21 protein-coding genes and 1 pseudogene are annotated in these 25,751 nt (G+C 67.0%); 7 read left to right on the forward strand and 15 right to left on the reverse strand.

Annotated features, from left to right (window positions below):
* Positions 1 to 17 precede the first annotated feature (17 nt).
* Positions 18 to 914, reverse strand: a complete 897-nt coding sequence (locus U0034_RS07305) for a LysR family transcriptional regulator (RefSeq protein ID WP_085228190.1) — start codon at positions 912 to 914, stop codon at positions 18 to 20.
* Positions 915 to 1,016: 102 nt separating this feature from the next.
* On the opposite strand from U0034_RS07305, the gene U0034_RS07310 reads away from it, so the two are divergent.
* The 4 genes from U0034_RS07310 (at position 1,017) to U0034_RS07325 (ending at position 5,290) form a co-directional block, all read left to right on the forward strand.
* The gene (locus tag U0034_RS07310; RefSeq protein ID WP_085228346.1) at positions 1,017 to 2,330 is read left to right on the forward strand and encodes a CitMHS family transporter; all 1,314 of its coding nucleotides are present in this window, start codon (positions 1,017 to 1,019) and stop codon (positions 2,328 to 2,330) included.
* A 25-nt stretch (positions 2,331 to 2,355) separates the two neighbouring features.
* Positions 2,356 to 3,723 carry an acyclic terpene utilization AtuA family protein gene (locus U0034_RS07315; RefSeq protein WP_085228191.1) on the forward strand — a complete coding sequence of 456 codons (1,368 nt, stop codon included), beginning with the start codon at positions 2,356 to 2,358 and terminating at the stop codon, positions 3,721 to 3,723.
* Complete coding sequence (locus tag U0034_RS07320; RefSeq protein WP_085228192.1) at positions 3,724 to 4,062, forward strand: AtuA-related protein; 339 nt, start codon at positions 3,724 to 3,726, stop codon at positions 4,060 to 4,062.
* 205 nt (positions 4,063 to 4,267) lie between these two features.
* Entirely contained in the window at positions 4,268 to 5,290 is a 1,023-nt protein-coding gene (locus tag U0034_RS07325) for a DUF4434 domain-containing protein (RefSeq protein ID WP_233212021.1), read from the forward strand.
* Here U0034_RS07325 and U0034_RS07330 read toward each other — a convergent pair.
* The 14 genes from U0034_RS07330 to U0034_RS07395 all read right to left on the reverse strand — a co-directional run bounded on the left by U0034_RS07330 (position 5,271) and on the right by U0034_RS07395 (position 24,423).
* Positions 5,271 to 6,398 (reverse strand): acyl-CoA dehydrogenase family protein, encoded by a 1,128-nt coding sequence (locus U0034_RS07330; protein ID WP_085228193.1) that lies wholly within the window; start codon positions 6,396 to 6,398, stop codon positions 5,271 to 5,273. The genes U0034_RS07325 and U0034_RS07330 overlap by 20 nt on opposite strands.
* A gap of 53 nt (positions 6,399 to 6,451) precedes the next feature.
* Positions 6,452 to 7,147 carry an alginate O-acetyltransferase AlgF gene (locus U0034_RS07335; protein WP_085228194.1) on the reverse strand — a complete coding sequence of 232 codons (696 nt, stop codon included), beginning with the start codon at positions 7,145 to 7,147 and terminating at the stop codon, positions 6,452 to 6,454.
* Complete coding sequence (locus U0034_RS07340) at positions 7,144 to 8,619, reverse strand: AMP-binding protein (RefSeq protein WP_085228195.1); 1,476 nt, start codon at positions 8,617 to 8,619, stop codon at positions 7,144 to 7,146. The genes U0034_RS07335 and U0034_RS07340 overlap by 4 nt, the downstream gene beginning before the upstream one ends.
* Before the next feature lie 63 nt (positions 8,620 to 8,682).
* A complete protein-coding gene (locus U0034_RS07345) occupies positions 8,683 to 8,916 on the reverse strand; it encodes an acyl carrier protein (protein WP_085228196.1) in 234 nt (77 codons plus the stop codon).
* 18 nt (positions 8,917 to 8,934) lie between these two features.
* Positions 8,935 to 10,536 (reverse strand): MBOAT family O-acyltransferase, encoded by a 1,602-nt coding sequence (locus U0034_RS07350; RefSeq protein WP_085228197.1) that lies wholly within the window; start codon positions 10,534 to 10,536, stop codon positions 8,935 to 8,937.
* 14 nt (positions 10,537 to 10,550) lie between these two features.
* Positions 10,551 to 11,675 (reverse strand): alginate O-acetyltransferase AlgX-related protein, encoded by a 1,125-nt coding sequence (locus U0034_RS07355; RefSeq protein WP_085228198.1) that lies wholly within the window; start codon positions 11,673 to 11,675, stop codon positions 10,551 to 10,553.
* On the reverse strand, positions 11,672 to 12,709 hold the full coding sequence (locus U0034_RS07360; RefSeq protein WP_085228199.1) for an alginate O-acetyltransferase AlgX-related protein: 1,038 nt from the start codon (positions 12,707 to 12,709) through the stop codon (positions 11,672 to 11,674). The genes U0034_RS07355 and U0034_RS07360 overlap by 4 nt, the downstream gene beginning before the upstream one ends.
* A 73-nt stretch (positions 12,710 to 12,782) precedes the next feature.
* Positions 12,783 to 15,635, reverse strand: a complete 2,853-nt coding sequence (locus U0034_RS07365; RefSeq protein WP_233212022.1) for an NfrA family protein — start codon at positions 15,633 to 15,635, stop codon at positions 12,783 to 12,785.
* Positions 15,632 to 17,803: a glycosyl transferase family protein gene (locus tag U0034_RS07370; protein ID WP_085228200.1), complete on the reverse strand. Its 2,172-nt coding sequence runs from the start codon at positions 17,801 to 17,803 to the stop codon at positions 15,632 to 15,634. The genes U0034_RS07365 and U0034_RS07370 overlap by 4 nt, the downstream gene beginning before the upstream one ends.
* Complete coding sequence (locus tag U0034_RS07375) at positions 17,803 to 20,013, reverse strand: cellulose synthase (protein ID WP_085228201.1); 2,211 nt, start codon at positions 20,011 to 20,013, stop codon at positions 17,803 to 17,805. Before U0034_RS07375 ends, U0034_RS07370 begins: the two co-directional genes overlap by 1 nt.
* 155 nt (positions 20,014 to 20,168) lie before the next feature.
* The gene (wecB, locus tag U0034_RS07380) at positions 20,169 to 21,311 is read right to left on the reverse strand and encodes a non-hydrolyzing UDP-N-acetylglucosamine 2-epimerase (RefSeq protein ID WP_386091957.1); all 1,143 of its coding nucleotides are present in this window, start codon (positions 21,309 to 21,311) and stop codon (positions 20,169 to 20,171) included.
* A 661-nt stretch (positions 21,312 to 21,972) separates the two neighbouring features.
* Positions 21,973 to 22,593, reverse strand: coding sequence for a TetR/AcrR family transcriptional regulator (locus tag U0034_RS07385; RefSeq protein WP_085228203.1), 621 nt, complete (start codon positions 22,591 to 22,593; stop codon positions 21,973 to 21,975).
* 60 nt (positions 22,594 to 22,653) lie between these two features.
* A complete protein-coding gene (locus U0034_RS07390) occupies positions 22,654 to 23,442 on the reverse strand; it encodes a hypothetical protein (protein ID WP_085228204.1) in 789 nt (262 codons plus the stop codon).
* A 615-nt stretch (positions 23,443 to 24,057) separates the two neighbouring features.
* A complete protein-coding gene (locus tag U0034_RS07395; RefSeq protein WP_085228349.1) occupies positions 24,058 to 24,423 on the reverse strand; it encodes a DUF4148 domain-containing protein in 366 nt (121 codons plus the stop codon).
* Between the two features lie 24 nt (positions 24,424 to 24,447).
* On the opposite strand from U0034_RS07395, the gene U0034_RS07400 reads away from it, so the two are divergent.
* From U0034_RS07400 to U0034_RS07410, 3 genes and pseudogenes are all read left to right on the forward strand, one after another.
* Positions 24,448 to 24,648, forward strand: a complete 201-nt coding sequence (locus U0034_RS07400) for a hypothetical protein (RefSeq protein ID WP_085228206.1) — start codon at positions 24,448 to 24,450, stop codon at positions 24,646 to 24,648.
* Positions 24,649 to 24,678: 30 nt separating this feature from the next.
* Positions 24,679 to 25,161: a DUF4189 domain-containing protein gene (locus tag U0034_RS07405; protein ID WP_085228207.1), complete on the forward strand. Its 483-nt coding sequence runs from the start codon at positions 24,679 to 24,681 to the stop codon at positions 25,159 to 25,161.
* Between the two features lie 68 nt (positions 25,162 to 25,229).
* Positions 25,230 to 25,523 (forward strand): annotated as a pseudogene (locus U0034_RS07410) (transposase); the annotation flags it as partial.
* Positions 25,524 to 25,751: the final 228 nt, after the last annotated feature.

Here is a 25,751-nt window from a genome sequence, read left to right on the forward strand (position 1 = left end):
GGCGCGCGTCGCGGCGCTCAGCGGGCCGCCTTCATCGCCTGCGCCAGCACTTCGGCAAACGCCTGCGCCACGCGCGGCAGCGTTCTGCCGCGCTTTTTCACGAGCGCGATGCGCCGCGTGAAACGCCGATCGTCGATCGCCTTTGCCACGAGGCTGCGCTCCGCGCGAATCTCGCGCGCCGACATCGGCAGGATCGTCACGCCGAGGCGCGCTTTCACCATCGCCACCGCGCTCATCATGTAGGTGGGCTCGCAGGCGAGCGTCGGCACGCAGCCGGCATCGTCGAAAGCTGCGTCCACGACGGCACGCACGCTCGTGCCGGGCGCCGTCAACACGAGCGAATGCGCGAGCAGATCGGCGATGCCGATCCGCCGCTTCGACGCCAGCGGATGCCCGCTCGGGCAGACCACGCAAAGGCGGTCCGACGCGGCATGCAGCACCTCGAGCGTCGGGTCCGCGGCGTCCCCGCCCGTTACGCCGAGATCGACATCCTCGTCGCGCACGAGCCGGTCGACCGCGCTCGCCACGGCGTCCCGCACGTCGAACGTGACGCCCGGCATCGCCTGCGCGAACGAGCGGATGCAGTCGGGCAGCGCACTCGACGCAAACGACGGCAGGCACGCGAGCCGCAGCCGCCCGTGCGCGCCCGCACTCAGCGCGCGGGCGTCGTACAGCACGTTCTCCATGTCGTTGAGCGTCTTTTGCAGGAGCGGCAAGAGCTCGCGCCCCAGCGCGGTCAGGGCGACGCTGCGGCTGTTGCGGTCGAAAAGCCGGGCGCCGAGCGCCTCCTCGAGCCGCCGGATCTGCACGGTCAGCGCGGGCTGGGAAAGATGCAGCCGCGCCGCCGCGCGCGTGAAGCTGCCCGTATCGGCAACGGCGACGAAAGCCCGGATGTCCCGCAAGCTCAGATCCATAAAAGTCCGTGATTGCTGCAATCAAATCATTTCAATTGTTTTATCGGTCCGCCAAAACTACGCTAGTGCCCACTAAAAGACAATATTGGAGACATACGCGTGTTGCCATTGCCCTTGCTCGGACTTTTGACGATCGCCGTACTGCTCGCGGCGATTCTGACGAAGCGGATGACGCCGCTCGTGGCGCTGATCGTCGTGCCCTTCGCCGCCGCCCTGATCGGCGGCTTCGGCCTGCATACCGGCAAATTCGTGGTGGACGGCCTCAAGAGCCTGGCCCCCGTCGTCGGCATGTTCGTCTTCGCAATCCTCTATTTCGGCACGATCACCGATGCCGGCACGCTCGATCCGATCATCGATCGAATCCTGCGCACGGTCGGCACGCGGCCGACGCGCATCGTGATGGGCACGACGCTGCTCGCGCTGCTGATCCACCTCGACGGCTCCGGCGCCGTCTGCTTCCTCGTGACGATTCCCGCGATGCTGCCGCTCTACGATCGCCTCGGGATGGACCGGCGTGTGCTCGCCGCGGCGGTATCGATGGCCGCGGGCGTCAACTTTCTGCCCTGGACCGGCCCGATGATCCGCGCCTCGGCCTCGCTGCACCTGCCGGTGCCCGCGCTCTTCAATCCGCTGATACCGGCGCAGCTCGTCGGGCTCGCGTTCGTCTTCGGGGCCGCCTACTGGCTCGGGCGGCGCGAGGAAAAGCGCCTCGGCATCCAGGCTGCCGCCTCGGGCGGCGCGTTCGCGATGCCCGAGCGCGTGCTGACCGACGAGGAGAAAGCGCTGCGGCGCCCGCGCAACTTCTGGTTCAACGTCGTGCTCACGCTCGTGGTGCTCGGCTCGATGGTGGTCATGGGAGAGAAGGTCCCACCCGCGCTGATGTTCATGGTCGGGCTTTGCATCGCGCTCATCGTCAATTATCCGAACGTCGACGAGCAGCGGCGGCGCATCGATGCGCATGCCCGCGCGGCGCTGATGATGGCCGGCATCCTGCTCGCGGCCGGCGCGTTTACGGGCATCATGCAAGGCAGCGGCATGCTGAAGGCCATGGCTCAGGTGGCCGTGGGTTTCGTGCCGGCCGATATGGCCTCGCATATTCCCGTCGTGCTCGGGGTGCTCTCGATGCCGCTCAGCCTGCTCTTCGATCCGGATTCGTTCTATTTCGGCGTGCTGCCCGTCGTAGCCGAAGTGGCCGGCTCGCTCGGCGTGCCGGCCGTAAAGATCGGACAGGCCGCGCTCCTCGGCCAGATGACCACGGGCTTTCCGGTCAGCCCGCTCACGCCCGCAACGTTCCTCGTATGCGGCCTTACGCGCGTCGATCTGGCCGATCACCAGAAATTCACCTTTCCCTTGCTCTTCGGCGCGTCGCTCGTCATGACGGCGGCATGCGTCGCGCTCGGAATCTTCTCGCTTTGAACGATTTGCTCGAACCACATTGACGATGACAGCACGACGACCGAAAACACTCGTCCGCCTGGGCGCCGGCGCCGGCTATTCGGGCGACCGGATCGAGCCGGCCGTCGAGCTCGCCGAGCACGGCGCGCTCGACTACCTCGTGTTCGAATGCCTGGCCGAACGCACGATCGCGCTTGCGCAGCAGGCGCGGCGCGGCGATCCGTCGAAGGGATACGACCCGCTGCTCGAAGCCCGCATGCGCGCGGTCTTGCCTGCCTCGCGGCGAAACCGCGTGCGGATCATCTCGAACATGGGCGCGGCCAATCCGCTCGCCGCCGCGCAAGCAAGCGCCGCCATCGCTGCGTCGTTGGGCTTGCGCGGCCTGAAGATCGCGGCGGTGCTCGGCGACGACGTGCTCGACGCGGTCTTGCACGGCGGCTGCCGCTTCGAGGAAACGGGGCAGCCCGTGGAGCCGCTCGTCTCGCGGATCGTCTCGGCCAACGCCTATCTCGGCGCAGCGCCGCTCGTGGCCGCGCTGGAGGCTGGCGCCGACATCGTGCTGACGGGGCGCGTATCCGATCCCTCGCTCTTTCTCGCGCCGCTCGTGCACGAGTTCGGCTGGGCCTTCGACGATTGGCAGCGGCTCGGTCAGGGTACCGTCGTCGGCCATCTGCTCGAATGCGCAGGCCAGGTCACCGGCGGCTACTTCGCCGACCCCGGCTGCAAGGACGTCCCGGCGCTGGCGCGGCTCGGCTTTCCGATCGGAGAGGTGTCGCCCGACGGCAGCGTCGTCGTCACCAAAGTCCCGTCGGCCGGCGGCCTCGTGACGGCGGCAACCTGCAAGGAGCAACTGCTCTACGAGATCCACGACCCGGCCCGCTATCTGCAGCCCGATGTCGTTGCCGATTTCACGGGCGTGCGCATCGTCGAGCAATCGCGCGACCGTGTGCACGTGAGCGGCGGGCAAGGCCACGCGCCCACGGGGACGTTGAAGGTCTCGGTCGGTTATATCGACGGCTTCATCGGCGAAGGCCAGATCTCCTATGGCGGCCCGGGCGCCGTCGCACGCGGGCGGCTTGCGCTCGACATCGTCCGCGAGCGGCTCGCGGCGACCGGCGTTGCCGTCGACGAACTGCGCGGCGAACTGATCGGCGTCGATTCGCTCTACGGCTCGTCGCCCGCGGCACATGCCCCGAACCGCGACGAACCCTATGAGGTACGCGTACGCGTGGCCGGGCGCACGCGCACGCGCGAAGAAGCCCTGCGCCTCGCGAACGAGGTCGAAACGCTCTATACGAACGGTCCGGCAGGCGGCGGCGGCGCGACGAAGAGCGTGCGCGAGGTCTTGGCGGTGCAATCGGTCCTGCTGCCGCGCGACGCGGTGCGTCCGCGCATCGAAATGGTGGAGGTCTGAATGAAGCTGCGCATGCTGGCGCATTCGCGCACGGGCGACAAGGGCGATACGCTGAACGTCTCCGTCATCTGCCGCGATCCGCGCGATTACCCCCATCTGCTCGCCCATGTCACGCCGGCGCGTGTGAAAGCGCACTTGAGCGGCATCGTACTGGGCGATGTCGTTCGCTACGAATTGCCCCTGCTCGCGGCGATGAACTTCGTCATGCGGCGAGCGCTCGGCGGCGGCGTGACGCGCTCGCTGGCACTCGACGCACATGGCAAATCGGTGAGCAGCGCCCTGCTCGACCTCGAGGTGCCCGCCCCGCCGCCGGCCGCGAACAATACCCCAGCCGATTGACCGGGGTCGTGCGGCCGACGAAGAAATGGGGGTTCGGACCGGCCCACGGCACCGGCTCGAGCCGCGCCGCACCCTGGCCGGCGACATGCAAAAAGGCGGGCGCAGTCACGTCCGGTGTCGTATGATCTGCCCGCCTCCGTTATAACGGAGTGTGCCCGCCGCAAAGCGCGGGCGCCACCCGCTCGCTCTCATTCGCCCCTTGCCGATGAGCTCACCCGTATCGCCGATGCGGCGCCGGCTGTTGCAGGCCTGCGCGGCCATTCCTCTTTTGCCGCTGGCCGGCTGCAAGCATTCGCCGGTAACGGGCGGCAGCTTCATCCAGCTGTGGCTCGCGCATCTGGCGTGGCCTCGGGAGAAGTGGCAAAGCCGGCTCGCGGCCACCCGCGCGCTCGGATGCGACGAAATCTTCGTGCAGTGGGTCGGCGTCGAAGGCGAGCGAGACGCCGCATGGGCGGCACCTGACACCCTGCTTCGGCTGATCCTCGACGAGAGCGACGCGCTCGGCATGGGCGTGCATCTGGGCCTGACCTACGACGAGCGCTGGTGGACCGCCATCGCCGCGGCCGACGACGCTACGGTCGCGGGCTTCCTGAACGAAACCGGCGCGCGGGCGCGCACCGGCATGTCGAACGCGCCGTGGGTTTCGCACAGTGCGTTCCGCGGCTGGTATATCCCCTATGAGCTCGAGCAGTACAGTTGGGCCTCGCCCGTGCGCCTCGACATGCTTTCGAACTGGCTGAGCGGGCTGTCGACGGCGGCCATCGGGTCATGCGGGCACGAGCCCACGATCTCGACCTATCGAAGCGCGCTGCCCTCGAACAATACGCTCGCCGACATGTGGAGCACGCTGCTCGATCGCGTCGACATCCATCCGATGATCCAGGACGGTGCCGGCGTTGCCGGCCTCGAGAATTATCGCGGACTGCAGCCGCTGCACGACATGCTCGTCGAGCGTCGGGCCCGGTTCGATCTGATTCTCGAATTGTTCGAGCAGTTGCCGCCCGCTCGAAGCGGCACCGGGTTCAGCGCGAAAACGGCGCCGTACTCGCGCGTCGAGGCGCAATGGGACATCGCGCGCGACTACGGCGCACAACGTGTCGTCGCTTTCGCCATCGATCCCTGGGTGCTCGACGATACGCCGGAAGCCGAGGCGCTGAGGCAGCGGTGGCTGAGCGCACTCGGCGACGGCAGCCGGCGTGCCGAGCCGTCTACAGGCACTTCCCGATGATCTCGCGCAGAATCTCGCTCGTCCCGCCGAAGATGCGCAGCGCGCGCGCATCGGCCCATGCACGACCGATGCCGTACTCGGCCATGTAGCCGTAGCCTCCGTGGAGCTGCAGGAGATCGTCGAGCACGGTGCCTTGCAGCTCCGTCGCATTGAGCTTCGCCATCGCGGCCGTCACCGCATCGAGCTCGCCCGCCATATGGCGGTCCAGGCATTGATCGAGGAAGGCCCGCAGCATCGTGCTTTTCGCGAGCGCATCGGCCAACTTGAAGCGCGTGTTCTGATAATCGAGCACGCGGCGCCCGAACGTCTTGCGTTGTCCCGCATACGAGATCGCGGCCTCGAGCATGCCCTCGAGCGAGGCCGCCGCGCGCAATGCGATGGCCAGCCGCTCCTGGGGCAACTCTCGCATGACGTATTCGAACGCGGCATTCTCCTCGCCGAGAAGACAATCGGCGGGCAGGCGGACGTCGTCGAAGAAAAGCTCGCACGTGTCCTGACAATGCTGCCCGATCTTCGCAAGCGCCGGTCCCTTCGAAAAGCCGGGGGTGCGGGCCTCGACGACGAAGAGCGACATGCCGCGCGCGCCAAGCTCCGGCGCGGTGCTGGCGAGCACCACGACCAGATCCGCGTTGACGCCGTTCGTAATGAACGTCTTCTGGCCGTTGAGCCGGTATTCGCCGCCATCCCGGCGCGCGTGCGTGCGGATGGCCTTCAGGTCGCTGCCGGCCCCCGGCTCGGTCATCGCCACCGCGCCGATCGCCTCGCCGCAAGCCATCGCGGGCAGCCACCTCGCCCGTTGCGCGGCGGTGCCTAAATGCCAGATGTACGGCGCCACCATGTCGGAATGAATCGAAAAGCCGATGCCGAGACAATTCGCCCTGGCCAACGCCTCGATGACGACGGCTGCATGGATGAAGTCGCCGCCCTGCCCATAGGGCTCGGGCAGCGCGCAATTGAGCAGACCGCTCGCCCCCGCCCTGCGCCATAGCGACTTGGGCGTAATGCCGTCGCGCTCCCAGCTCCCGTAAGCGGGCAGTATCTCCTTGTCGACGAATCGCGCCACCTGATCGCGAAACTGGAGGTGATCGTCCCGGAATATCGTACGCATGCGTGGTTCTCGTTGATGGCGGTCATCCGCCGCCGGGCTATGACCGAATCCGTTCATTGCCGGTAAGGATCGACCTCGCTCAGTTGGCCACGCAGCACCGGCGCGGCGGCGGACCCTGTCAGGAAGAGGCTGTAGTGATCGCCCGGCTGAAGCGCCGGGAGTTTGTAAGTTGCCGATTGCGACGCACCGCACGACGCCGACAACGCCGCGGCGACGGGACGGATGCCGCGCCCGGCCGCACTGTATGCCGCAACGCTCGGAAAAAGCGTCGGGCCGCCGGCACCGGCCACGTCAAGCCGTCCTTCGCACCCTTGCACGAGGCTGTAAAAGCGCAAGTCCGCCTTCAGCGCATCCTGGGCGGCGCCGGTGTCGTCGATGGCCTGCAGCGACCGATGATCGCCTTCGCGCTTCGCCACGAGCGTGGTGAATGTATCCGGCGCCACTTGCCGCTTGAACACCTTGCCATCGAGCACCACGCTGAAGGGCAAATTTGCGCGGACGATGGCATAGGTGCTCGCCATTCTTTCGCCGGCCAGCGTCTGCGCCGGGCCGTCGGCAATCCGCACGCGCAGCGGGGCATCGCCGGGATTGACGACGCGCACGAACGAAGACCCGGCCGGCGGACGGGCCGCGTAGAGTTGAGCGAACGCCCCTTCGGCGCGCGCCGCGCTCATGCTCGCCGTCAGCGCGATGCCGACGGCCCAGGCGACGAATCGCACAACAGAACGACGACGCAATACGCGAATCATTGGACGGGCTCCGAAGAAGAACGCAGGCGGGCGGCCAGATACATCCGCGCCAGTTGCGGACGGTCGGCCTTGTCGGTTTGGGTGAGCGGAAAGCCGTGGCAGACGATCAGCTCGGATGGAACCATGTACGACGGCAGCCGGCGCCCAAGCTCGGCGCGCCAGCCCGCAAGCGACGGCGGCGGCGGCAAAAGCCCGGGCGGGCCGGGCTCGTCGGGATCGACGAAACCGACGATACGTACGGCCTGCCCATCGGCTCGCCGCAGCGCAACGGCCGCACCGGCGCGCACGCCGGGCAACGCCGCGAGCGCGACATCGATTTCCGCCAGCTCGATCCGGTATCCGTGCAATTTGATCTGATCGTCGCGACGCCCTCTGAACGTGACGAGCCCGTTTTCGTCAATGTGCCCCAGATCGCCGGTGCGGTAGCCGCGCTTGCCGCCGCGCACGAACATGCGCGTGTCGTTCAGATCGGCCCGGTTCAAGTACCCGCGCATGACATGGTTGCCCGCGATACATATTTCGCCGTCGTCGATGAAGACGTCGGCATAGGGCTTCGCCCTGCCGATCGGAAACGGCGAAGGCGCGGCCGCCCGCAGCGCCGGATCGATCTCGACCCACGTGGTGGAACACGTTGCCTCGGTCGGACCGTACGAATTGACGATGCGGGCATCGGGAAACCGGGCCCAGAGCGCTTCGGCCACAGCGGGCGTCAACGATTCGGCACCGAACACGAATACGCGCAAATCGGGCAGATGCGCGCGGTCGAATGCCGGATCGAGCAATTGCTGACGCACGAACGACGGCGTGCAGGCCCAGATACTCACCTTCGCACGGGCGAGATAGTCGGCGAAGGCCGCGCGGTCCGCGATCGCCTCACGCGGGCACAGCGCACAGACACCACCCGTTGCCAACGCACCGACCCAATTGAAGAGCGAGAAGTCGAAGCTGAACAGCATCTGGTCCATGAAGACGGGCGCATCGCCCAATGCGAGGCAATCGCGAATCCATGCGGCAAAGAGGGTGAGACTCTCGCGCCCGATCTGCACGCCTTTCGGATCTCCCGTGCTGCCCGACGTGAACATGACGTAGGCAACGTCCTTCTCCGCAAGCGGTGCGGCCCTCACCCCGGTGTCGACGAAGGCTCGGGCCTGCGCGTCGTAGCGCAGTCCCGCGCGCACGAGCTCGGTAATGCGCGCCACGCGCTCGGCCGGATTGATGACGTCGACAGGCACGAACGGCACACCGCTCGCGAGGCAGCCCAACATGGCCACGAGAAAAGCGGGCTCCTTGTGCCCCGTGATGACGAGGGGGACATCGCGCCGCACGCCCGCACGTTGCGCGTCGTCGGCCCACTGCCGCACAGCCGTGCGCAGCGAGGACCAGCGCATGGACGCCGACGGGCCGACGACCGCGACGCGCTCCTGCGCCGTCTGCGAATCGACGAATTCGAAGCGCTCGAAATCGAAATGCATGAATCACTCCGCACAATGATCGGCCGCTCGCGCGGCATCCGGCATCCGGCCCGCGGCCCGCACTCAACGGCTCGACGCGATGTATTGCGCGAGCGTACGAACCGACTCGAGATGCACGTCGATTTCGGTGGGCGGAATCTTGACGCCGAATTCGCGCTCGACCGCAAGCGTCACGTCGACGGCCGAAAGCGAGTCGATCAATCCCGAGTCGATGAGCATCGTATCGGCATCGACGCCGGTCAAAACGATCTCTTCGATCAATTGCGCAACGCGCGTTTCGATTTCGTTCACAGGCATGGCAATACTCCGTTGCAATCAAAACTGGAAATAGAGGAAGCGCGCTTCCTTGTGCAGGTTGGCGATGCACAGGAGCAGCAGCGCGAGCGTGGCCATCAGCCACGGTGTATTGGCCCGCCACCGCATGAACGGCGGCGATGCCTCCTGCGCCTTGAAAAGTGCGGGCGAGTGCGCACCCAATATCTGATGCGCGTTCGGCGCGAACCATGCGATACCGAGCAACACGGCGATCCGCAGCGCCTCGAGGTGATGGCCTATCAGCAAGCGCCAGGCATCGCCCGGTTGCAGCCCGCTCAGGGATGGAAACACCGCAGCGGTTTCGACGCCATGCAGTCCGAGCATCCCCTCGATCAGCCGCCAGGCGTCGTGCACGCCATTCGCACGGAAAAAGGCCTGTGCCACGAGCACGGCCGCGAACGTCAGCGCGACGGACAGTACATGCATGGCCATGCCGCGCGCAGGCGCGCTCGCAGGCGGCCTGCGGCCGGCATGCGGCCGGCGGCTCGCCACGAAAATGCGCCAGAAATGATTGACCGAAAGATAACCCGCGTGCAGCAGGCCGAATACCAGGTATTGAACGCCGGCTCCATGCCAGATGCCCGCGAGGCTCATCGTGAAGACGGTCGGCACGACGATCGTCGCCGCGAATCCGCCCGGCGAGCGCGCCGCGCCCGAGCCCGCGGGCAGGCCGCGGCGCTCCCTCGCACGGGAAATGACCATCGCGAGCGGGTAATACAGATACGCGGTGAGATAACGCGTCAGCGTGATGTGCCAGCGCGCCCAGAAATCAATGATGCTGCCGGCCTTGTACGGCGAATTGAAGTTCAGCGGGAAGCGCACGCCGAACATCTTCGCGAGCCCCAGCGCCATATCCGAATAGCCGGAGAAATCGAAGTACAACTGCAGCGCATAGGCCACGCTCGTGCCCCACGCGGCCCACAAACCCAACTGTCCCGGGTCGGCGAACCCCGCATCGGCGTAGGACGCGACGCCATCCGCGAGCAGCACTTTTTTCGCGAGACCGATCGCGAAAAGCGCGCAGCCTACCGAGAGGTTCTCCGCGCGGAAGCGGTAGGTCTCGCACTGTGCGAACTGCGGCATCATCTCCCGATGGTGCAGAATCGGACCGGCGACGAGATGCGGGAAGAACGTGACGAACAGGACGTAGCTGAGCAGGCTGCGCTCTTTCACGATGCCCGAGCGGCAATCGAGCAGATAGCCGATCTGCGTAAACGTGAAAAAGGAAATCCCGAGCGGGAGAATCGGTGTGTCGGGTGCCGCGTGCGCGAAGCCGAGGCCGGCGAGAAAGTTGAAAAGCGCCGCGACATACTTGTAGTGGAGCAGCACGGCCAGATCGGCGGCAATGCTCGCGCCGACAACGAAACCTTGCCATCGAGGGTGGCCCTCGCACCGCATGACGATCCGGCTCGCGGCGAAGTTGAACGCGATCGATGCGGCGAGCAGCGCCACGAACTGCGGATTCCACCAGCCATAGAACGCGAACGACATCAGGCAGAGCCAGAGTGCCGCAAGCCGCCGGTCGAGCCTGGCTGCGGCATAGTGCCCGGCCAGCGCAACCGGCAAGAAGAGAAACAGGAAGAGATAGGAGTTGAACAACATGGGCAAGGATCCGTTCAGGCCGGGTGGCCGTCGTGCGCGATGGCGCGCAATGCGGCTTTCTCGTCGTCGGTGAGCGGCAGCGACAACGCGTACTCCGAGAACTCCCAGATGACGAGCCGCACCGTCGACGGCCACGTCGCACGCGCGTTCATGGCTGCGATCAGCGCTTTACCGAACTGCCCGCCGTCGATGCTCACATTCCAGACTTCGCGCCCGAGCCCCATGCCGAGCCGTTCGGCGAAGCTGCTGCGGCGCCCGTTCGAGCTGCCGGCAAGGAGCACTTCGACGGGCGGCCCGTCGTCGAGCAGCCCCCCGCCGCGCACCGGCTCGATTCGCAGCGGCGCCACACGTTCGAGCTCCGGCCGCCAGCCAGGGCGCGCCCGCGCGAGGCCCGACAGCTCGATCAGATCGCCCATGCGCGGCTGGGGCTGGCCGGAGCCTTCGACGTGGAACGACTGCGCGCCCTTCGCTCCGCCGAGCAGCGGCAACGCCGCACTCGCGACGGCTTGCGCCGCGAGCGCCGCGCCGTAGGCGTTCATATGCACGTCGGTGCGGAAGAACACCGGCTGCGCGCGGCCCGCCAGCGTCCCCCGCAAATCGACGAACGGCACCCCCTCCTCGCTCAGCGCCTGCTGCCAGACGTCGAGGCGTTCGCGCATGGGCCTCGCTACCGGCTGCCCGCATAGATGGGCCGCCTCGATGCGCGACTTGTCCGGCACCGCGACGACGAGCACCGCGATCTGTCGGGCACGCAACTGCCGCGTCCAATAGCGCATGAGCCGCAAGCGCTCGCCGAGCACGTCGGCGCCCACGCCCGGCTGCGGACGAAAGCCGTCGCGGTAGAACATCCACTGCGGGCAGCCGAGCGCCACCTGCTCGCCCGCGTCGCCGAGCAGCCGGTAGCGAAGCGCTGCACCGACCGTGTCCACCGCGCCTTGTGCCGGCAGCTTCAGCAATGCGCCGAGCGCCCGGCCGGCCGAGCCGTCGAGCCAGGCCGCGCGCCGGGCAGGCAGCGCATCGGACCCGGCTCGGCACAGTTGCCAGCCGCCCCACGCAAAACCGGCCGCGAGCAGGATCGTCCAGACCGCCGCGCTCGTTCGATGGCGCCGCATCGCGGCGCGTTCCGCGCGGTCCGTCATGGGCGGTGCCCGAGCGCGGTCTGCAGGCGTGCGAGCCACGCGTCGGCGGACATGATCGATGCGTTGTCCCACAGGCCCGACGCATCGGGCCCTTGCTCGTAGGTCGGCTCGAACATCTGCCAGACGAGGACTTGCGGCGGTTGTTGCTTGAAGGCGGAAGACTCCACGTATTCGAGCAGCACGATCCAGGGGCCGACGTTGCCGGGTTTCCAGTTGACCGACACGGGTCGGTCGATGAGATTCGAGAGCTTCTGGGGAAACCCGAAATACGGCTGCACCATGCTGTGCCCCGTCACGTGCACGGGGGCGGGCGCATCGTCGAGCAGCCCGGCGTCGTCGGCTTGCCGGCGCACCGTATAGACCTCCCGGCCGACCTGCCTTTGCTCGTCGGGCGTCAGAAAGAGCTGTGCGAGATCGCCATAGCGCCGCTCGTTGAAGACAGCGCCAAGCTTCATTCCCGAGCCCACCTGCCCGCCGAGCTTCGGCACGTCGCGCGCAATCATTTGCGCCGTGGCCTGCGCGGCCGCGTCGGCGGCGGCCTGGGTCCAATGCTGATCCGTGCGGTAGAACACCTCCTGCCCCGACGTCTTGAGCTGCTGCATGATCGCCGCATCGTCGAAGGTCGGAATGCCGGCGCGCTCGAGCTTGCTCACGATGAGCCGATAGCGCTGCCTGACAGCGGGGCTCAACGCCCGGCCTTCGGGCAGCTTGTCCTCGTAAAAGAGCGTCTTGTCGGGCAGCAGCAGGACTTCGAGCTTGACGCCGCGCGCCGCGAGCAATTCGTGCGCCTTCGCGACGAGCCGCGTGGTGTCGTCGATACCGCGCTCGTCGACCTGCGTCAGGCTGCCCCAGCCGGGAAAGAGCCACCCGTCCCTGCCTTTCACGACCATCGCCGAGGTCTGCTGCGCAAGCGCGCCGGCCGCGCCGAGCGCGCTCAATGCGCCGAATGCGAGCGCGCTGACGGCGGCGCCGCGCGCGAGGCGGCGCAGCGAGCCGATGGCCGCCTGTAGCGGTGCTGAAACGCCCTGATTCATACAGCCCATTCCTCCTCGTATGGCAACGCGGGTGGCCCGCGCATCGCACTGCGCGAACACGCGGCCCCGCCGGTCAATAAGAAAACGTCACCGTCATGAACAGACCCTTGCTCCGGTCCGCCTGCCCGCCGCCGACGTTGAAGCGGTACTGCGTCGACCAATCGACACGGGAACGCGGCCCGTCGTAGTGGCCTTCGCGGAACCAGTAGCGAAAATTCAAACCGAGCCCCGCGCCCATCGACCATGTCTTGCCGTTGCCTTGAAGCGCGATCGATCCATCGCCGGCGCCGGGCACATCCACACGATCGTTCTCGTCGACGATGTCGCCACCCACGACGACGTAAGGAAAGATCACGAGCCGATCGCTGACGGCATCGATGCGATAACTGCGGCCAAGCCGGACTTCATAGGCGGCGAAGAGTTGCTGGCGCTTGTAGCGGCCCGAGGTGCGATAGCGCGTTTCGCCCGTCGCGGTATCGGTCAGCCAGAACGCCGTCGGCATGTCCTGCCAGGAGTAGCCTCCTTGCATATAGGCTTCGGTCGTGAACCAGCTCGGCTGGTCCAGGCGCAGGCCCGTGCCCGTGTAATAGCCGTAGGTCACGTAGGCAAGCCAGCCGCCATTGCCGGCGCGCGAGCTGTAGTGCGCGGTCATCGGCGCGCTCGTCGCCGCCGCCGCGGGGTTGGCCGGATCGCGCCCGCTCAGCCGGCATCGCAGCGCGGGCGACTCCGGCGTGAGCGTGCCCGAGCGCGTGGCCGAGCCGAGCATGAACTGGCGCTCGAGGCCGAACGTCAGCCCGAGCTCCGTCGACGGCGTGAAGCGCAGGCCAAGTGCGCCCGTCGTCGTCGGCACGCCAGCGAGCCCGCTGTTGGTACTGCCGCCGATGTTCGTCAGCGCCCCCGTGCACGGATCGGCGATGCGCTGATCGGGCGTCGCGCCGTCGCTGTTGGCGAGCGTGTCCGAGAGGCGGCCGTAAAGCTCGAACACGCGCGTGGCCGTATTGAGAACGTTGGACGGGCGCCAGAACACCTCGGCCGTGCCGAACACGGCATCGCCGGGCACCGTGATGGGCGCGCCGCCCAACCCGGCGCCGGCCGGGCGCGCGCCGCGGTATCCCACCGATACTGTCGCGCCCCACTCGCGAGACAACCCGGTGGCCGTGCTGCGCGTGTCGAAGCGCTGCTGCGGCGTCATGGGCAGCGCACCCTCGTCGTTGAGATCGATTGCGCGCCTGAAAGCGTCCACGGCGCCGCGCCGGTCGCCCGCACCGGCCAGCGCATAGGCCTCGTCGAGGATCACCGCCGCAGGCGCATGGCCGCTCGCGCGCGCCGCGGCGAAGTCGTCCGCGGCCTCCCTGAAACGGCCGCGCCGCTGGTTCAGATAGCCGCGCTGCCTCAAGAGCAGCGCATCGCCGGGATGGGCGGCCACGTCCGCGTCGAGCCGCTGCGCAGCCTCCGCTTGCTGCGCTGGCGTGCCGGACGAGAGCGTCGTCGTCAGCAAGCGCTGCATCGCCGGGTTCGAGGGGTCGCGCTGCACGGCTTTGCGCGCCTCCTGCACGGCTTGCGGGTAATCCTTGCGGGAATACGCGGCGATCGCGCGCGCCGCCGGCGCTGTCAGGTCCGACGAGTCGTACGGCAGCAGTTCGCACGAGGTGCCGTAGGGCGTATCGCGGCAATCCTGGATCGGCGCCGGGTAGTCATCGAGCGCGAGCGACTCGGGCACCCGGCCGCCTTCCTTCGCGCGACGCATGCGCACGGCCACCGCCGGATCCTTCGCGTCGAGCGGTTGCAGCAGCGCCTGCGCGCGCCCGATGTCGCCGGCCGCCAGCGCCGCGTCCGCCGCGATCAGGCGTGCGTGGCGCTTTTGCGCGTCGTCGAGCCAATCCTGCCGAAGCACGGCGTCGAAGTCCTCGTTCGCGAGCGCGGTCTTCATCTGACGCTGGCGCAAGTAGCCGCGCATGACACGCGCAACCGTATTGCCGTCGTCCTGGTGCAAGGCATCGGTCGCCGCGTCCTCCGCCTCGGCCAGCTGTTCGTCGAGCATCAGCGAGGTGACGAGCAGCAACCGGTAACTTTCGACGTCCGCGGCGAGCGCCACCGCCTCGCGCGCGAACGGCACGGCGGTGGAAGCGTCGGGCGCCTGGTAGCTCTTGGCGGCCGGGTCCTGCGCCATCCGGCGGCGAAGCGCCTGCTCGCGTGCGACGAGATCGCTCCGGTTGGGCGCGCCGAGTGCGAGCGCCGCATGGGCCGCCTGCACGGCGGCGTCGAGCTTGCCTTGCGCTTCGAGCGCCGCCACCCACAGCAACGCCCACGCTCCGCGCGACGGGTCCGTTCGAAACGCGGTTTCCGCATCGCTCGCCGCCGCCCCGTACTCGCTGCGGTTGTACTCGGCATAGGCCTGCGTCGCGATCGGAAACGCCTTGCGGTAGGCCTCGCTGTTCGCATCGCCGCCCGCACCCAGCGTTCCCGTCAGATTGGCTTTCGCGGCCGTCAATTCCGGCGCGCGCATCCCGGCGGCAAGCGCCGCATCGACGGCACGATCGGCATCGGCGATGCGCCCAGCCTTTTGCAGCGCATAGATGAGCAGCAGCCGCAAGCGCAGCGAGTCGGGACGCAGCCGGATAGCCGCTTGCGCCTGGTCGGCCGCCGACGCATAGCGCCCGGCGTTGTAGCTTGCATAGGCGAGGTGGGCGAGACGCCATGCCGGCCCGGTGAGCGGGGCCTCGCCCCTCACCGGCGCCGGCGGCGCCGATGCGGCCGGCGTGGAGGAAGCGGCGGAGCCGGCGTCGGCCGCTGCCGCGAGCGGCGTGACGGCGAGCGCGAGCGAAGCGCCGCAGGCGATCGCGCTCAGCCGCATGCGGCGGAACGACACCGCGCACATGCGCAAAGAGGGATCGCGCTGGCGCGAAAGGAGATGGCGCCGGCTCATATCGCGGCAGGCAGGCCGCTCAGACGGCGCTGCTCCTGGATGACATGGGAGAGGGCCTCGCGCGAGATCACGCCGCGCGCCACCATGTACTCGCCGATGCGACCATGCCGGTCGGGGCGGTAATCGGTCAACGCGGCGTCGAACGCATGCCGTTTCACGTATCCGTGTTCGATCAACATATCGCCGATGAGCGGAACGCCGCGGCCGCCGGCTCCGGCCTCGGGTGCGCCGCTGCCGTGGGCGTCCGACGTGCGCACCGCCACGCCGCCGCGCAGATGGCGCAGGCCTGCGGCAATCTCGCCCTCGCGCACGACGTGCAGCGCGACCGGCTGGCCCAACTGCGTTTCCAACGAGGCGATCGCGGCATCGCCAACCGGGCTCGCGGCGAGCACGATCGCATGGCCGGCCGGGCCCTCGCCGCCGGGCAGCACGCGGTAGCGAACGACCGTGTCGAGCGGCAGCCGTGCGGCGTGACGATCGAGCGCGCTCAGATCGAGCGCGCCGCGCGGAAGATCGGCCTGGAACGCGATCGCCTCGGCCAGCGTTTCTTCGTCGAGCCATCCCTTCGCCATCAGCACCCGGCCAAGCGGCGCCTCGCGCGCATACCCCTCGTTCAGGGCGCTCTCGAGCTGGCTGGCATCGATCGCCTGCCAGGAGAGCAGCAGCTCGCCAAGGCGTTGGCGGCGCTCGGTCAGGCCGTCGGCCGAGGGAAAATCGTGCATCGTCTTGTCCCACGCGAGCCGCTTGCCGGTCACGAGGTGCACGGCGAAGAGCCGCCACGCGCGCGCGACGGCCATGAAGTTCACGAAGTTGGCGATGATCATGCGCGGCAGGCACAACAGACCGTGCTCCCAGCCGTAGAGCCGCGTGACGAAATAGACGCGCTGAGCGGCGCGCAGTGCGAGCGCGCAGCCGTTGGCCCACAGCAGCCACTGGAACCAGTGCGCATCCGCGAGCGGAGACGCCGGAAACGCTGGGGTGAGACCGAGCGCCTGCGCGAGTTCGAATGCAACGAACTGGATGACGAGCAGGTACGCGAGCATGCCGATGAACGACGTCACCACGCCCTTGCGATCGCGCATCAGCAAGTAGCGATTCGCGAGCGACCCCGAAAACCCTGTCTGCCGCCACCCCTGCATGCCGATGCCGAGCGTCCAGCGCGCACGCTGGCGATACGCCGTGCGCAGCGTGTCGGGGAAGAATTCGCGCACGCAAAGCGGCATCGTCAGCGTGAATTCGCGCTCGGGACCGAGGCCAAACCACGACTTGCGACGGGTCGAAAAGGTCACGGGAAAGCGCGCGAAAATCGACTGCATTCCCATCGTTCCGAGGCGGTTGCCGACGTCGTAATCCTCGGTGAGGCTTTCGGTATTGAACGGCTGATTGCCGGTTTCGCCGATGAGCGCGGCGAGCGCGCGACGCGAGAAGCAGGTGCCGACGCCGGCCGACGGCACCGTCCCCGCGAGGCTCTCGCGCACTACGAGATCCTTCGCATGCCACTCGGCGAACTCGTCCATGTACGTGCCGGCCACGAGTTCGAACCAATGGCGTTCGAGCGAGGCGACGGGAAGCTGGATCATGTCCTTGCGCGGCAGCAGGTAGTTGAAGAACTTGAGCTCGAGCGGATGGAGCACGTCCTCGCTGTCGTGCAGCACCACGCCCGCGAACTCGATCTCGCTTTCGCGCTCGTATTTCAGAATGCCCTGAACGACCCAGTTCAGGCAGTCGGCCTTGCAGGTCGGTCCATCGTGCGGCACCTCGATGCGGCACAGCTGCCGGTAGCGCCGGCGCATGCGCTCGACCTCGGCGATCGTCCGCGCATCGTTGCGGTAAGTGCCCACGAAAACGACGTAGTTGCGATAGTCCAGCACGCGCACGAGGTCTTCGAGCATCGCCGCAATCACATCGTGCTCGAGCCACGCGGGCACCATGATGGCGATCGGCTGCTCGGCACGCACGTGCAATTGCTCCGCCGTAAGCGGCTTGTGTCGCCGCTTTACGGTGAAACGCCGGTACGCCTCGCGCGACCAGAACCAGAGATCGATGAACAGATCGTCGAGGCTCGAGACGAAGATGAGCACGGCCACGACGCCGGCCATCGTCTCGAGGCCCGAGTAATAGCGGCTCATCGCGTAGCCGCCGTACCACTGCAGCGCGGCAAGATCCATCACGCCCGGTCCTTCGACTGATGGCGACGGCGAACGAAGTGCGAGGCGAGCAGCAGCACGATCAGGCCCACGATCCCGCCCGCGACCATCCAAGGCCACCCAGCCCAGTCTCGATCGTCCGCGGCGGTGGCTGCCGTCGCGGGTTCGCCCGGGTGACGCGAATCGAAGAACTGCGCCGGAGCGTTCGCGGAGACGAGCGCCACGTCGCCGTGCACGAGTTGGAGCGCCGCCGGCAGTTGCGGCGCCTTCGCACCGAGCGTGCGATAGGCGATGCCTGCCGCGCCGTTCGCTTGCGCCACCTCGATGACGGCGAGGTTCGTCAGGCCGGATACGTCGGCGTAGGCGCGGCCCGAAGCATCGGTCAGCGTCAAACGGTCGGCCGACAGGCGTGCGCCCGACGTCTGGCCCGCAAGCGCAACGTCGGCTGCGAGGAACGGGCCTGCCGGCGTGACCGGATCGGCGCCCGCTGCCACGGTCAACGTGGCGCGGGTGAGCGGCGCGCCCGCCACGCTCGCCAGCCGCGCCAGGCGCCGCAGTCCGGCCGGCGCATCGTCGAGATACGCCTGCGGCACGATCACGTTTGCTTGCCGCGCAAGGCGCGCGATGGTGCCGGTGAAGTCGTCGCCATCGGCGTTCACGCGCTCGAGCGTGAGATGGCTCGTGGGCAGTACCGCCACCGGGTACCCTTGGCCGCGCGGCTCGCAGCCGCCCTCCAGGCGCCGCTGGAAGACGACCCGCAGCGCGTTCACCGGTGCGAGCGCATAGCGGGGAACGTGCGCCGTGATGCGCTCGGGTTTGCCGTTTTCGGCGAGCATCCTGGAGGCGATCAGCACGTCGTTGAAGTAGACCGAGGCGATCTGGCCCGCGCCACGAGGCGTCGGCGCCGCCATCACGTCGAGCACCACGTCCCCGGGCAAGCGGCCGCCGGCCGCGACGGCGGCAAGATCGAAGCTGGCCTCCCACACCGCGCGGGCGAGCACGTCGAGCGTGCGCGGCACGCCGCCGAGCGCCGACAACGAGACGCGTTCGCCGTGCGCATAAGGGGCTTCGTCGAGACGATGAACGACGTACCGGTCCGCGGCGCCGATCGGCCGCCACGCGCGCGAGAGCGCCTCGACCGAGACCGGATCGCCGACGACGATCGCTGTTTGCCCCGGCAGCCGTGCGAGCCGCACCTCGCCGGGCGCGAGCGGGTTCACGATCGGCGCCAGCGAGCGAGCCCGCCATGAGTCGAACGCCGCGGCCGCATCGGAGGATACGGCCGCGATCTGCGCGCGCAGCGCATCGAGTGCCTGCACCGTGGCGCGGCGCATGGCGTCGTCGGCAACGATCACGTCGGGTGCAAAGCCGCGCGGGGCGAGCGCGATCAGCGCGCCGACCTGCGCCGCATCGGCGAGGGTGGCCGAGCCGCCGTGCGCCAGTGCCGCGAATGCCGGTACCGCACGCAATGCGGCGGGCACGTCGATGCCGCTCACGTCAACGGCGTCGCCCACCGCCGGCCACGCGATCGTGGCCGGGGCGCGCCCTTCCCGTTCCATGAGCGCTTCGACGCGCCACGCGGTATCGAACGCCGGTGCCTGGACGCGCCGGCCCGAAACGGCGACCACGGGCGTGATCGGCAAGGTGCTCCAGGCGGTGCGCACATCGGCAATCGTCGCCGGATCGTAGCGATAGGTGAGTCGCGAGCCAGGTGCGACGCGCAGTACGTTGCCGACCGCCGTCTGATCGGTACAGAGCCGGTCGTCAATGACGGAAGACCATTGCAGCCCGACACGTACGAAACCGCTCGGCCGCGGCACCCCGGCAACGCCGATCGTGGCTGCGGCGTCGCCCTGCGGCTGCGTGAAGCCGCGCGACATTACGGGTACGCCGTCGAGCGAAACCAGCATGGTCGTGCGTCCGCCGTCGGCGCGCAGGTAGCTCCCATCCAGTTGGAGGCTTGCATCAGCGATCGATACGCCGGCCGGCACAGGCAGATAGAGTTCGCTGCGCGTATCGGGCGCGGAGAATACGATCGGCTCGCGAATGCCGAGATCGGCGAGCGACACCGTTCGCGAGACCAGGCGCCCCTCGCCCAGGCGGGCAAACGCATCGGTCACACCGTCCTGTGCCGCCGCGGCCTGGCCGGTCGTGAAAAGAAATAGAGCCGGCGCCGTCAAGGCCGCCAGACGAAGAGGCGCCGCGAGGCGCGAAGCGATATCGAAAATCACGGCCGATCCTTGATCGAATACGCGAAAACTGAGTCGATGAACAACGGGAATCGAAAGCGCGGCCCGGCGCGTCGCATACCACGCCCCACTTGTGCGATCCCACTGCGGGAGCCCGCCCGCGAATGGCGCAGGCGCAATGTCGAACGCGATGCGCGCTAAGCGAGCGCCCCGACCGCGTCCGGCAGGCAGGACAGCTGCCGCGAGGCAGCGCTGCCCATGAACTCGCTGAACGGCATGCCCGCGATCGCGGCAGCAATGCGCTCGGACGCGCGTCCGTCGCCGTACGGGCTGATCGGCGCGCGTGGGGTGACGCCGGCGCGGATTTCCTCGAGCAGGACGCGCGCGGCGTAGACGATCGTTTCCCGGCGCGTGCCGACCAACTGCACCGCGCCCGCCGCGAGCGCCTCCGGACGCTCGGTGACTTCGCGCATGACGAGCACCGGCTTGCCGAGCGCGGGTGCCTCCTCCTGCACGCCGCCCGAATCCGTGAGCACGATCGACGCGCGCTGCATGAGCCGCACGAAGGGCAGATAGCCGAGCGGCTCGATCAAATGCACGTTGGGCGAATTGCCGACGAGCGCATGCACCGGCCCGCGAACGTTCGGGTTCAGATGGACCGGATAGACGATCTGTACGCCGTCGCGCCGGGCGAGTTCGTCGAGCGCCTCGCAGATCGATGCGAGCCCCTCGCCGAAGCTCTCGCGCCGGTGCCCGGTCACGAGTACGACAGGCTTCGTGTCGTCGATTTCGGGCAAAGCATTGTCGAGCGAGGCCCGCAAAGCGGCATCCGCGTCGATGCGCGCGACCGTTTGATAGAGCGCGTCGATGACCGTGTTGCCCGTCACGACGATACGCCCCTGAAGCGCTTCGGCCCGCAGGTTGGCTCTCGCACTGGCGGTCGGCGCGAACATCAGATCGCTCACGGCATCGACTACGCGCCGGTTCATCTCCTCGGGCCACGGCCTGGCCATGTCGCCGGTGCGCAGCCCCGCCTCGACATGGCCGACGGGAATCCGGCGATGAAACGCGGCAAGCGCTGCGGCACAAGCGGTGGTGGTATCGCCGTGCACGAGCACACGGTCCGGCTCCTCTTGCGCGAGCACGGCGTCGAACGCCGCAATGAGGCGCGAGGCCAGCTCGTTGAGCGACTGATTGCCCGTCATGAGGGCAAGGTCGTATCGCGGGACGATATCGAAGATATCGAGCGCCTGAGCCAGCATCGAGCGATGCTGGCCGCTTACGCAGACAACGGATTCGAGTTCCGGCGTCTGCGTGAGCGCCTTTACGACGGGAGCCATTTTGATCGCCTCCGGCCGAGTGCCGAAGACGGATAAAATCTTTTGTGCCATCACATCCGTGCCCGTATCGATTTTATTGAATGCCCTGCGTCGGGCACTGACGGTTTCATCCGGCCGAAAATCATGCGAAACCGCTGAAGCACCCCGTATTCCGGCTATTTACCGGCCATCGCCCGTTCGATTAATACCCATGCAGAAGTGGACCGCGCAAGGTCGCACGGGCGCCCCACGCGGCCGGCGGACAATGAAGCCTGCAATGCGCGCGCGTCCCGCACGCACGGCCTCTGGACTGCACCGGTGGGCAGATATTCGCCCAGCCGCATGCGGCAGATGGTCTGCCTGCCGCATGCGCCGGGGATGAACCGCGCTGAAAGGCACTGCGGCTAATCCCGGCAGAACGCGATTATCCGAATTTTTTTAAATTGAATTGCAAACAATCGTTAAAGTCTCGACGCAATGCGAGCGCAAACGTTTGCAGTTCTTAAAAATATTTACCGACGCCGGATCGAACCGCGCGCACCCGCCTTTTTACGACGAAACCATGACAGATATCGAAGACGTTATACGAGGGAGTTGCCGGAAAAATGGAGCGCGCGAGCATGAATGCCGGCGAGAGCAGGCAAGATACGCGATATCGAGCTCTCGATACCGCAAACAATCTCTAGTCGAGGAGCCGAAGCGCGCTTTCAACCAAGCCCGCCACCTCGTCACGCGAGCGGCCGGTCTTGCCGAGCACGCGCATTCCCTGGAGGACCGATAGCAACGTCAGGGCGGTTGCCGCGACATCGATAGCCGGCGAGATCGACCCGTCTTCCTGGCCTTGGCGAATGAACGAGGCGAGACGCTTTTCGTGCGCGCCGAGCGCAGCGGCAACGCGCTTGGCCATCTCCGGATCGGAACTGGCCAGGTCGACAGCACTGCCCACCACAAGGCACCCCCGTCTGCCGCTCTTGCCCTGGCTGTATTCGGCGTAGACCTCGAGCATCGCCCGTACGCACTCACGCCCTGTCTGCGCCGATTCGAGCGCCTGCGCAAGACGCTCCCCGCGCAGCGAGACGTAGCGTTCGAATGCGGCGATAAACACCGCCCGCTTGTCGCTGAACGCCTTGTAGAGGCTGCCTTCGGTGATTTGCACCGCAGCCGTGAGCCTGCTCAGCGACGTGGCGTGATAGCCATATTCGCTGAACACGCCGATCGCCTTGTCGAGCACGGCATCGAGGTCGAATTCGCGCGGGCGGCCGGGGCCGCGGGAGGCCCCGCCGGGAATGGAAGATTGGCTCATGCACCGATATTAGAGAGTACACGCTTCCGAATCAAGTCGAACGCCGATGCCCGGCCGCGCTCACAAGAGCGCAACGACCAGTTCGATGGCTTGCCGATACCACGCCACGCCTTTACCCGTCACGGACAGCAGTGCGATGGCGATGAACAGCAACTGCTTGATCAACGCACTGGCGGGACGGAAGCGGTAGGTCAACGCGAAAATCCGCACCGCTGCGGTGGGCGCCCGCTTCGCGAGCACTTCGTCGCTCATCGTATGCAGGCTCATCATGAAATTGATGCCGACGCCGAGCGCGACAAAAAAGAGCGCGACGATGTTCTGCATCAACGCCTGACGCTGCGGCTCCGACAATGTCAGCCAAAAGCGCAGCATATTGCGATCGTTGACGAGCGCGAACAGTTCGCGCGGAAACGCCCCGGCGACGTAATCGAGCAGCGTCAGCAGCGCGACGGCAACCGCAGGCCCGAGCGCCACCGTCCCCGCTTCGCGGGCCGTGCACGAATCCGAGCGCGACCGGAGTACGAACAACACGAGCGCCAATAACGCGGGCAATGCCGAAGCCACCGCACCGTAGCGCAGGCAACTGGCCGTCGCATCGAAGTGCTTGACATAGAGCCACGACGTGAAAGCAGTCATGACGATGCCGCTCCAGAACGCCGATTGGTTCTGCGTTTCGCCGCGCGAAGCGGGATTCGAAAAGTACTGCCGGATCTCGGTGCGAGGCTGAACGATGTAGGTATCGTGCGTGCTCACCTCGACCTGATTGTGGTCGCCCAGCACCTTGGTTCCGAAGTTCGTCCCCTGGTCGATGAAGTTGTGGCTTCCGCTGACGTTCGCTTGATTGCTCATGGTGTCGGCCCCTGACAGTTCGATTGAGGGATGGCGCGCGGCATGCGGTGCCATCGCCGAAGACGCGCGGACGACGATCGTCGTTTACCGTCGCAGCCGATGCATCGCGCGGTTCACGGAAGTTCGCTCCGTAGACACAAGGTTACGCGCGCATCAGGACATTTTTTGTCCCGATGACCGCACGAGCAGGCGGGGAAGAGAAGTCGAGCCGGAGGCCGCGTGCGCATGCCTCGCGGCAAGGGCAGGCGCAATGGGATGCATTCGGCGCCGGCGCGGCTCGGGCGGCGACGGACGTTCGGCGTCCCAAGCCAGGTAGCCGAGATCGTCGCGCTCATGGCCGGGCATGGCGGCCATCATGGACTGTCCGTTCCGGGGCTGGGTACTTAACCGCTACGCAGATCAGATGCACCGTTCATAGCGGTTGGCACATTGGAGAATTAGATCGCCGACGTTGTCGAGCCGGCTGACAGCGCGTTGCGAGGCGCTGCGGCGTCGGTTGTCGACGCCGCAGCCCAGGGGCGCTTCAAAGTTGACGTGGGACTCGAAGCCGGCGATCACGCTTGCCTGCTTCAGGGATTGCGTCGGATGACGCCTCGGCCCACCCATGTCGCGGGTTCAGGAATGCGCGTAGATCGGGCCCAGGCCGGGGATGTCGTCCTGCGTCGAGGGCGCGAACGCGCGGCCCGTTACACGCGGCGCGCCCGAGTTCGAGGCACCGCTCGCGACACCGCCGTACTCGGTCGTGGCGGGACCGGCCGCGACGTTCGACGAAGCACCGTCGTGCGCATGCAAACGCGCGCTTGCCGCTTCGATGGCCTCCGGGTAGTGCGCGTGATCGCCTGCGGGGTTGTAGCCGGCCTTCTCGAGTTCGATGAGTTCGGCGCGGACCTGGGCACGCGTGAGGCCCTGGCTCGCCTGAGCGAACGAGAGCGCGGGAGCGGCGATGAGTGCGGCAACGGCGACGAGTTTGATGGCTTTCATGATGTTCTCCACAAGACGGATTGAATGAAGGATCGGTTGGCGATCGGTTCTGCGTACCGCAGGTCGGTGATCGACCTTGCGTATCGATATTTGACCGCCGCGACGTATCCGGCTTGTTTCCGTTTGGAGCGTCATCTGCAAGCGTGTGTTTCCTGGCAGCGCGTAGATACGATGGGGTACAAACTCGCCATTAATGCCAGCCGCGTCGATTTTCCGATTCAATGAGCGGCGAACTCACTTCACCATGGAGGCACCATGAAATGGCTAGCTTTTTTGGGGACTATGATTTTCGCGCAGGCGGCGTTCGCTCAATGCGCTCCCGGTATTCCCTCTGCTGGCAACTCTGGCTGTATTCCGCCTGATCGATCAAACTCGCCTTACTACCAAGGCGGTCAGCAAACAGCACCTCCGCCGGCGGTTTGGGCCGATCGGTGGGGTGCTGTTGTGGTCGATGGAAAGACAGGACAGGCCGGCTTGGTAACGGGCCGCGCGAGCAGGCAAGACGCGATCGATGCCGCTACACATGACTGCGAAAAATTTGGCAGCGCGCACTGCAAATTGCAGCTCGCTTATCACAACCAATGTGTTGCCATTGGCTGGGGGCAAGACCGCTTTAACACTTCGAGCGCCCCGAGCCTTCAAGAGGCGGAAAGCGACGCGATGAACGGGTGCAATCGCATCGCAACAGGCTGCAAGATCGCCTATAGCGCATGCAGCTTTGCCGAAAGGGTTCGCTAGTCTTGCCTCACAGCCTACCTGCCCGAGCGCTTCGGATGCCGGTTGTTGGCGCCACGGACCTTCAATTCGGTTGCCACGACATCCTGATTGCGGTGGTTGACGGCCTGAAGGGGCTGGCCGACGCAATCGGCACCGCTTACCCCCGCACGGCCGTGCAGACCTGCATCGTGCACCTGATCCGCAACAGTCTGGATTACGCCAGCTACAAGGTCTGCAAGGCCCTTGACGCGGCACTGCGACCGGTCTCTGCGCAGCAGGCGCTGCAGGCGGTCGCTGAGGGTCCCGGGGGCATCGGATGCCCGATGATCGTGCAGTCATGGCAGCGCGCGTGGGAGCACGTCACGCCGTTCTTGGCGTTTCCTTGCGGCCATATGCCAAGCGGGGTCGCTTACCCCGAAGCCGTGCGCGGCCGACGAATGTAGCGGCTGCACGTGGGCACATGAGCTGTGACGCTTTGTTTTCCGGACGGATAGAGGGCAAGCGACAAGACCACGCACGGCTGTCGCGATAGGCGAAGCGGGCACTTTCGCGTCACGTGCGCGCAATCTGGATCGACAAAAGTTGGGCGTCCCGCGGGCCTCCCCCGCTTC

The sequence above is a fragment of the Trinickia caryophylli genome, from assembly GCF_034424545.1.
In the GTDB taxonomy this organism is placed as follows: Bacteria; Pseudomonadota; Gammaproteobacteria; order Burkholderiales; family Burkholderiaceae; genus Trinickia; species Trinickia caryophylli.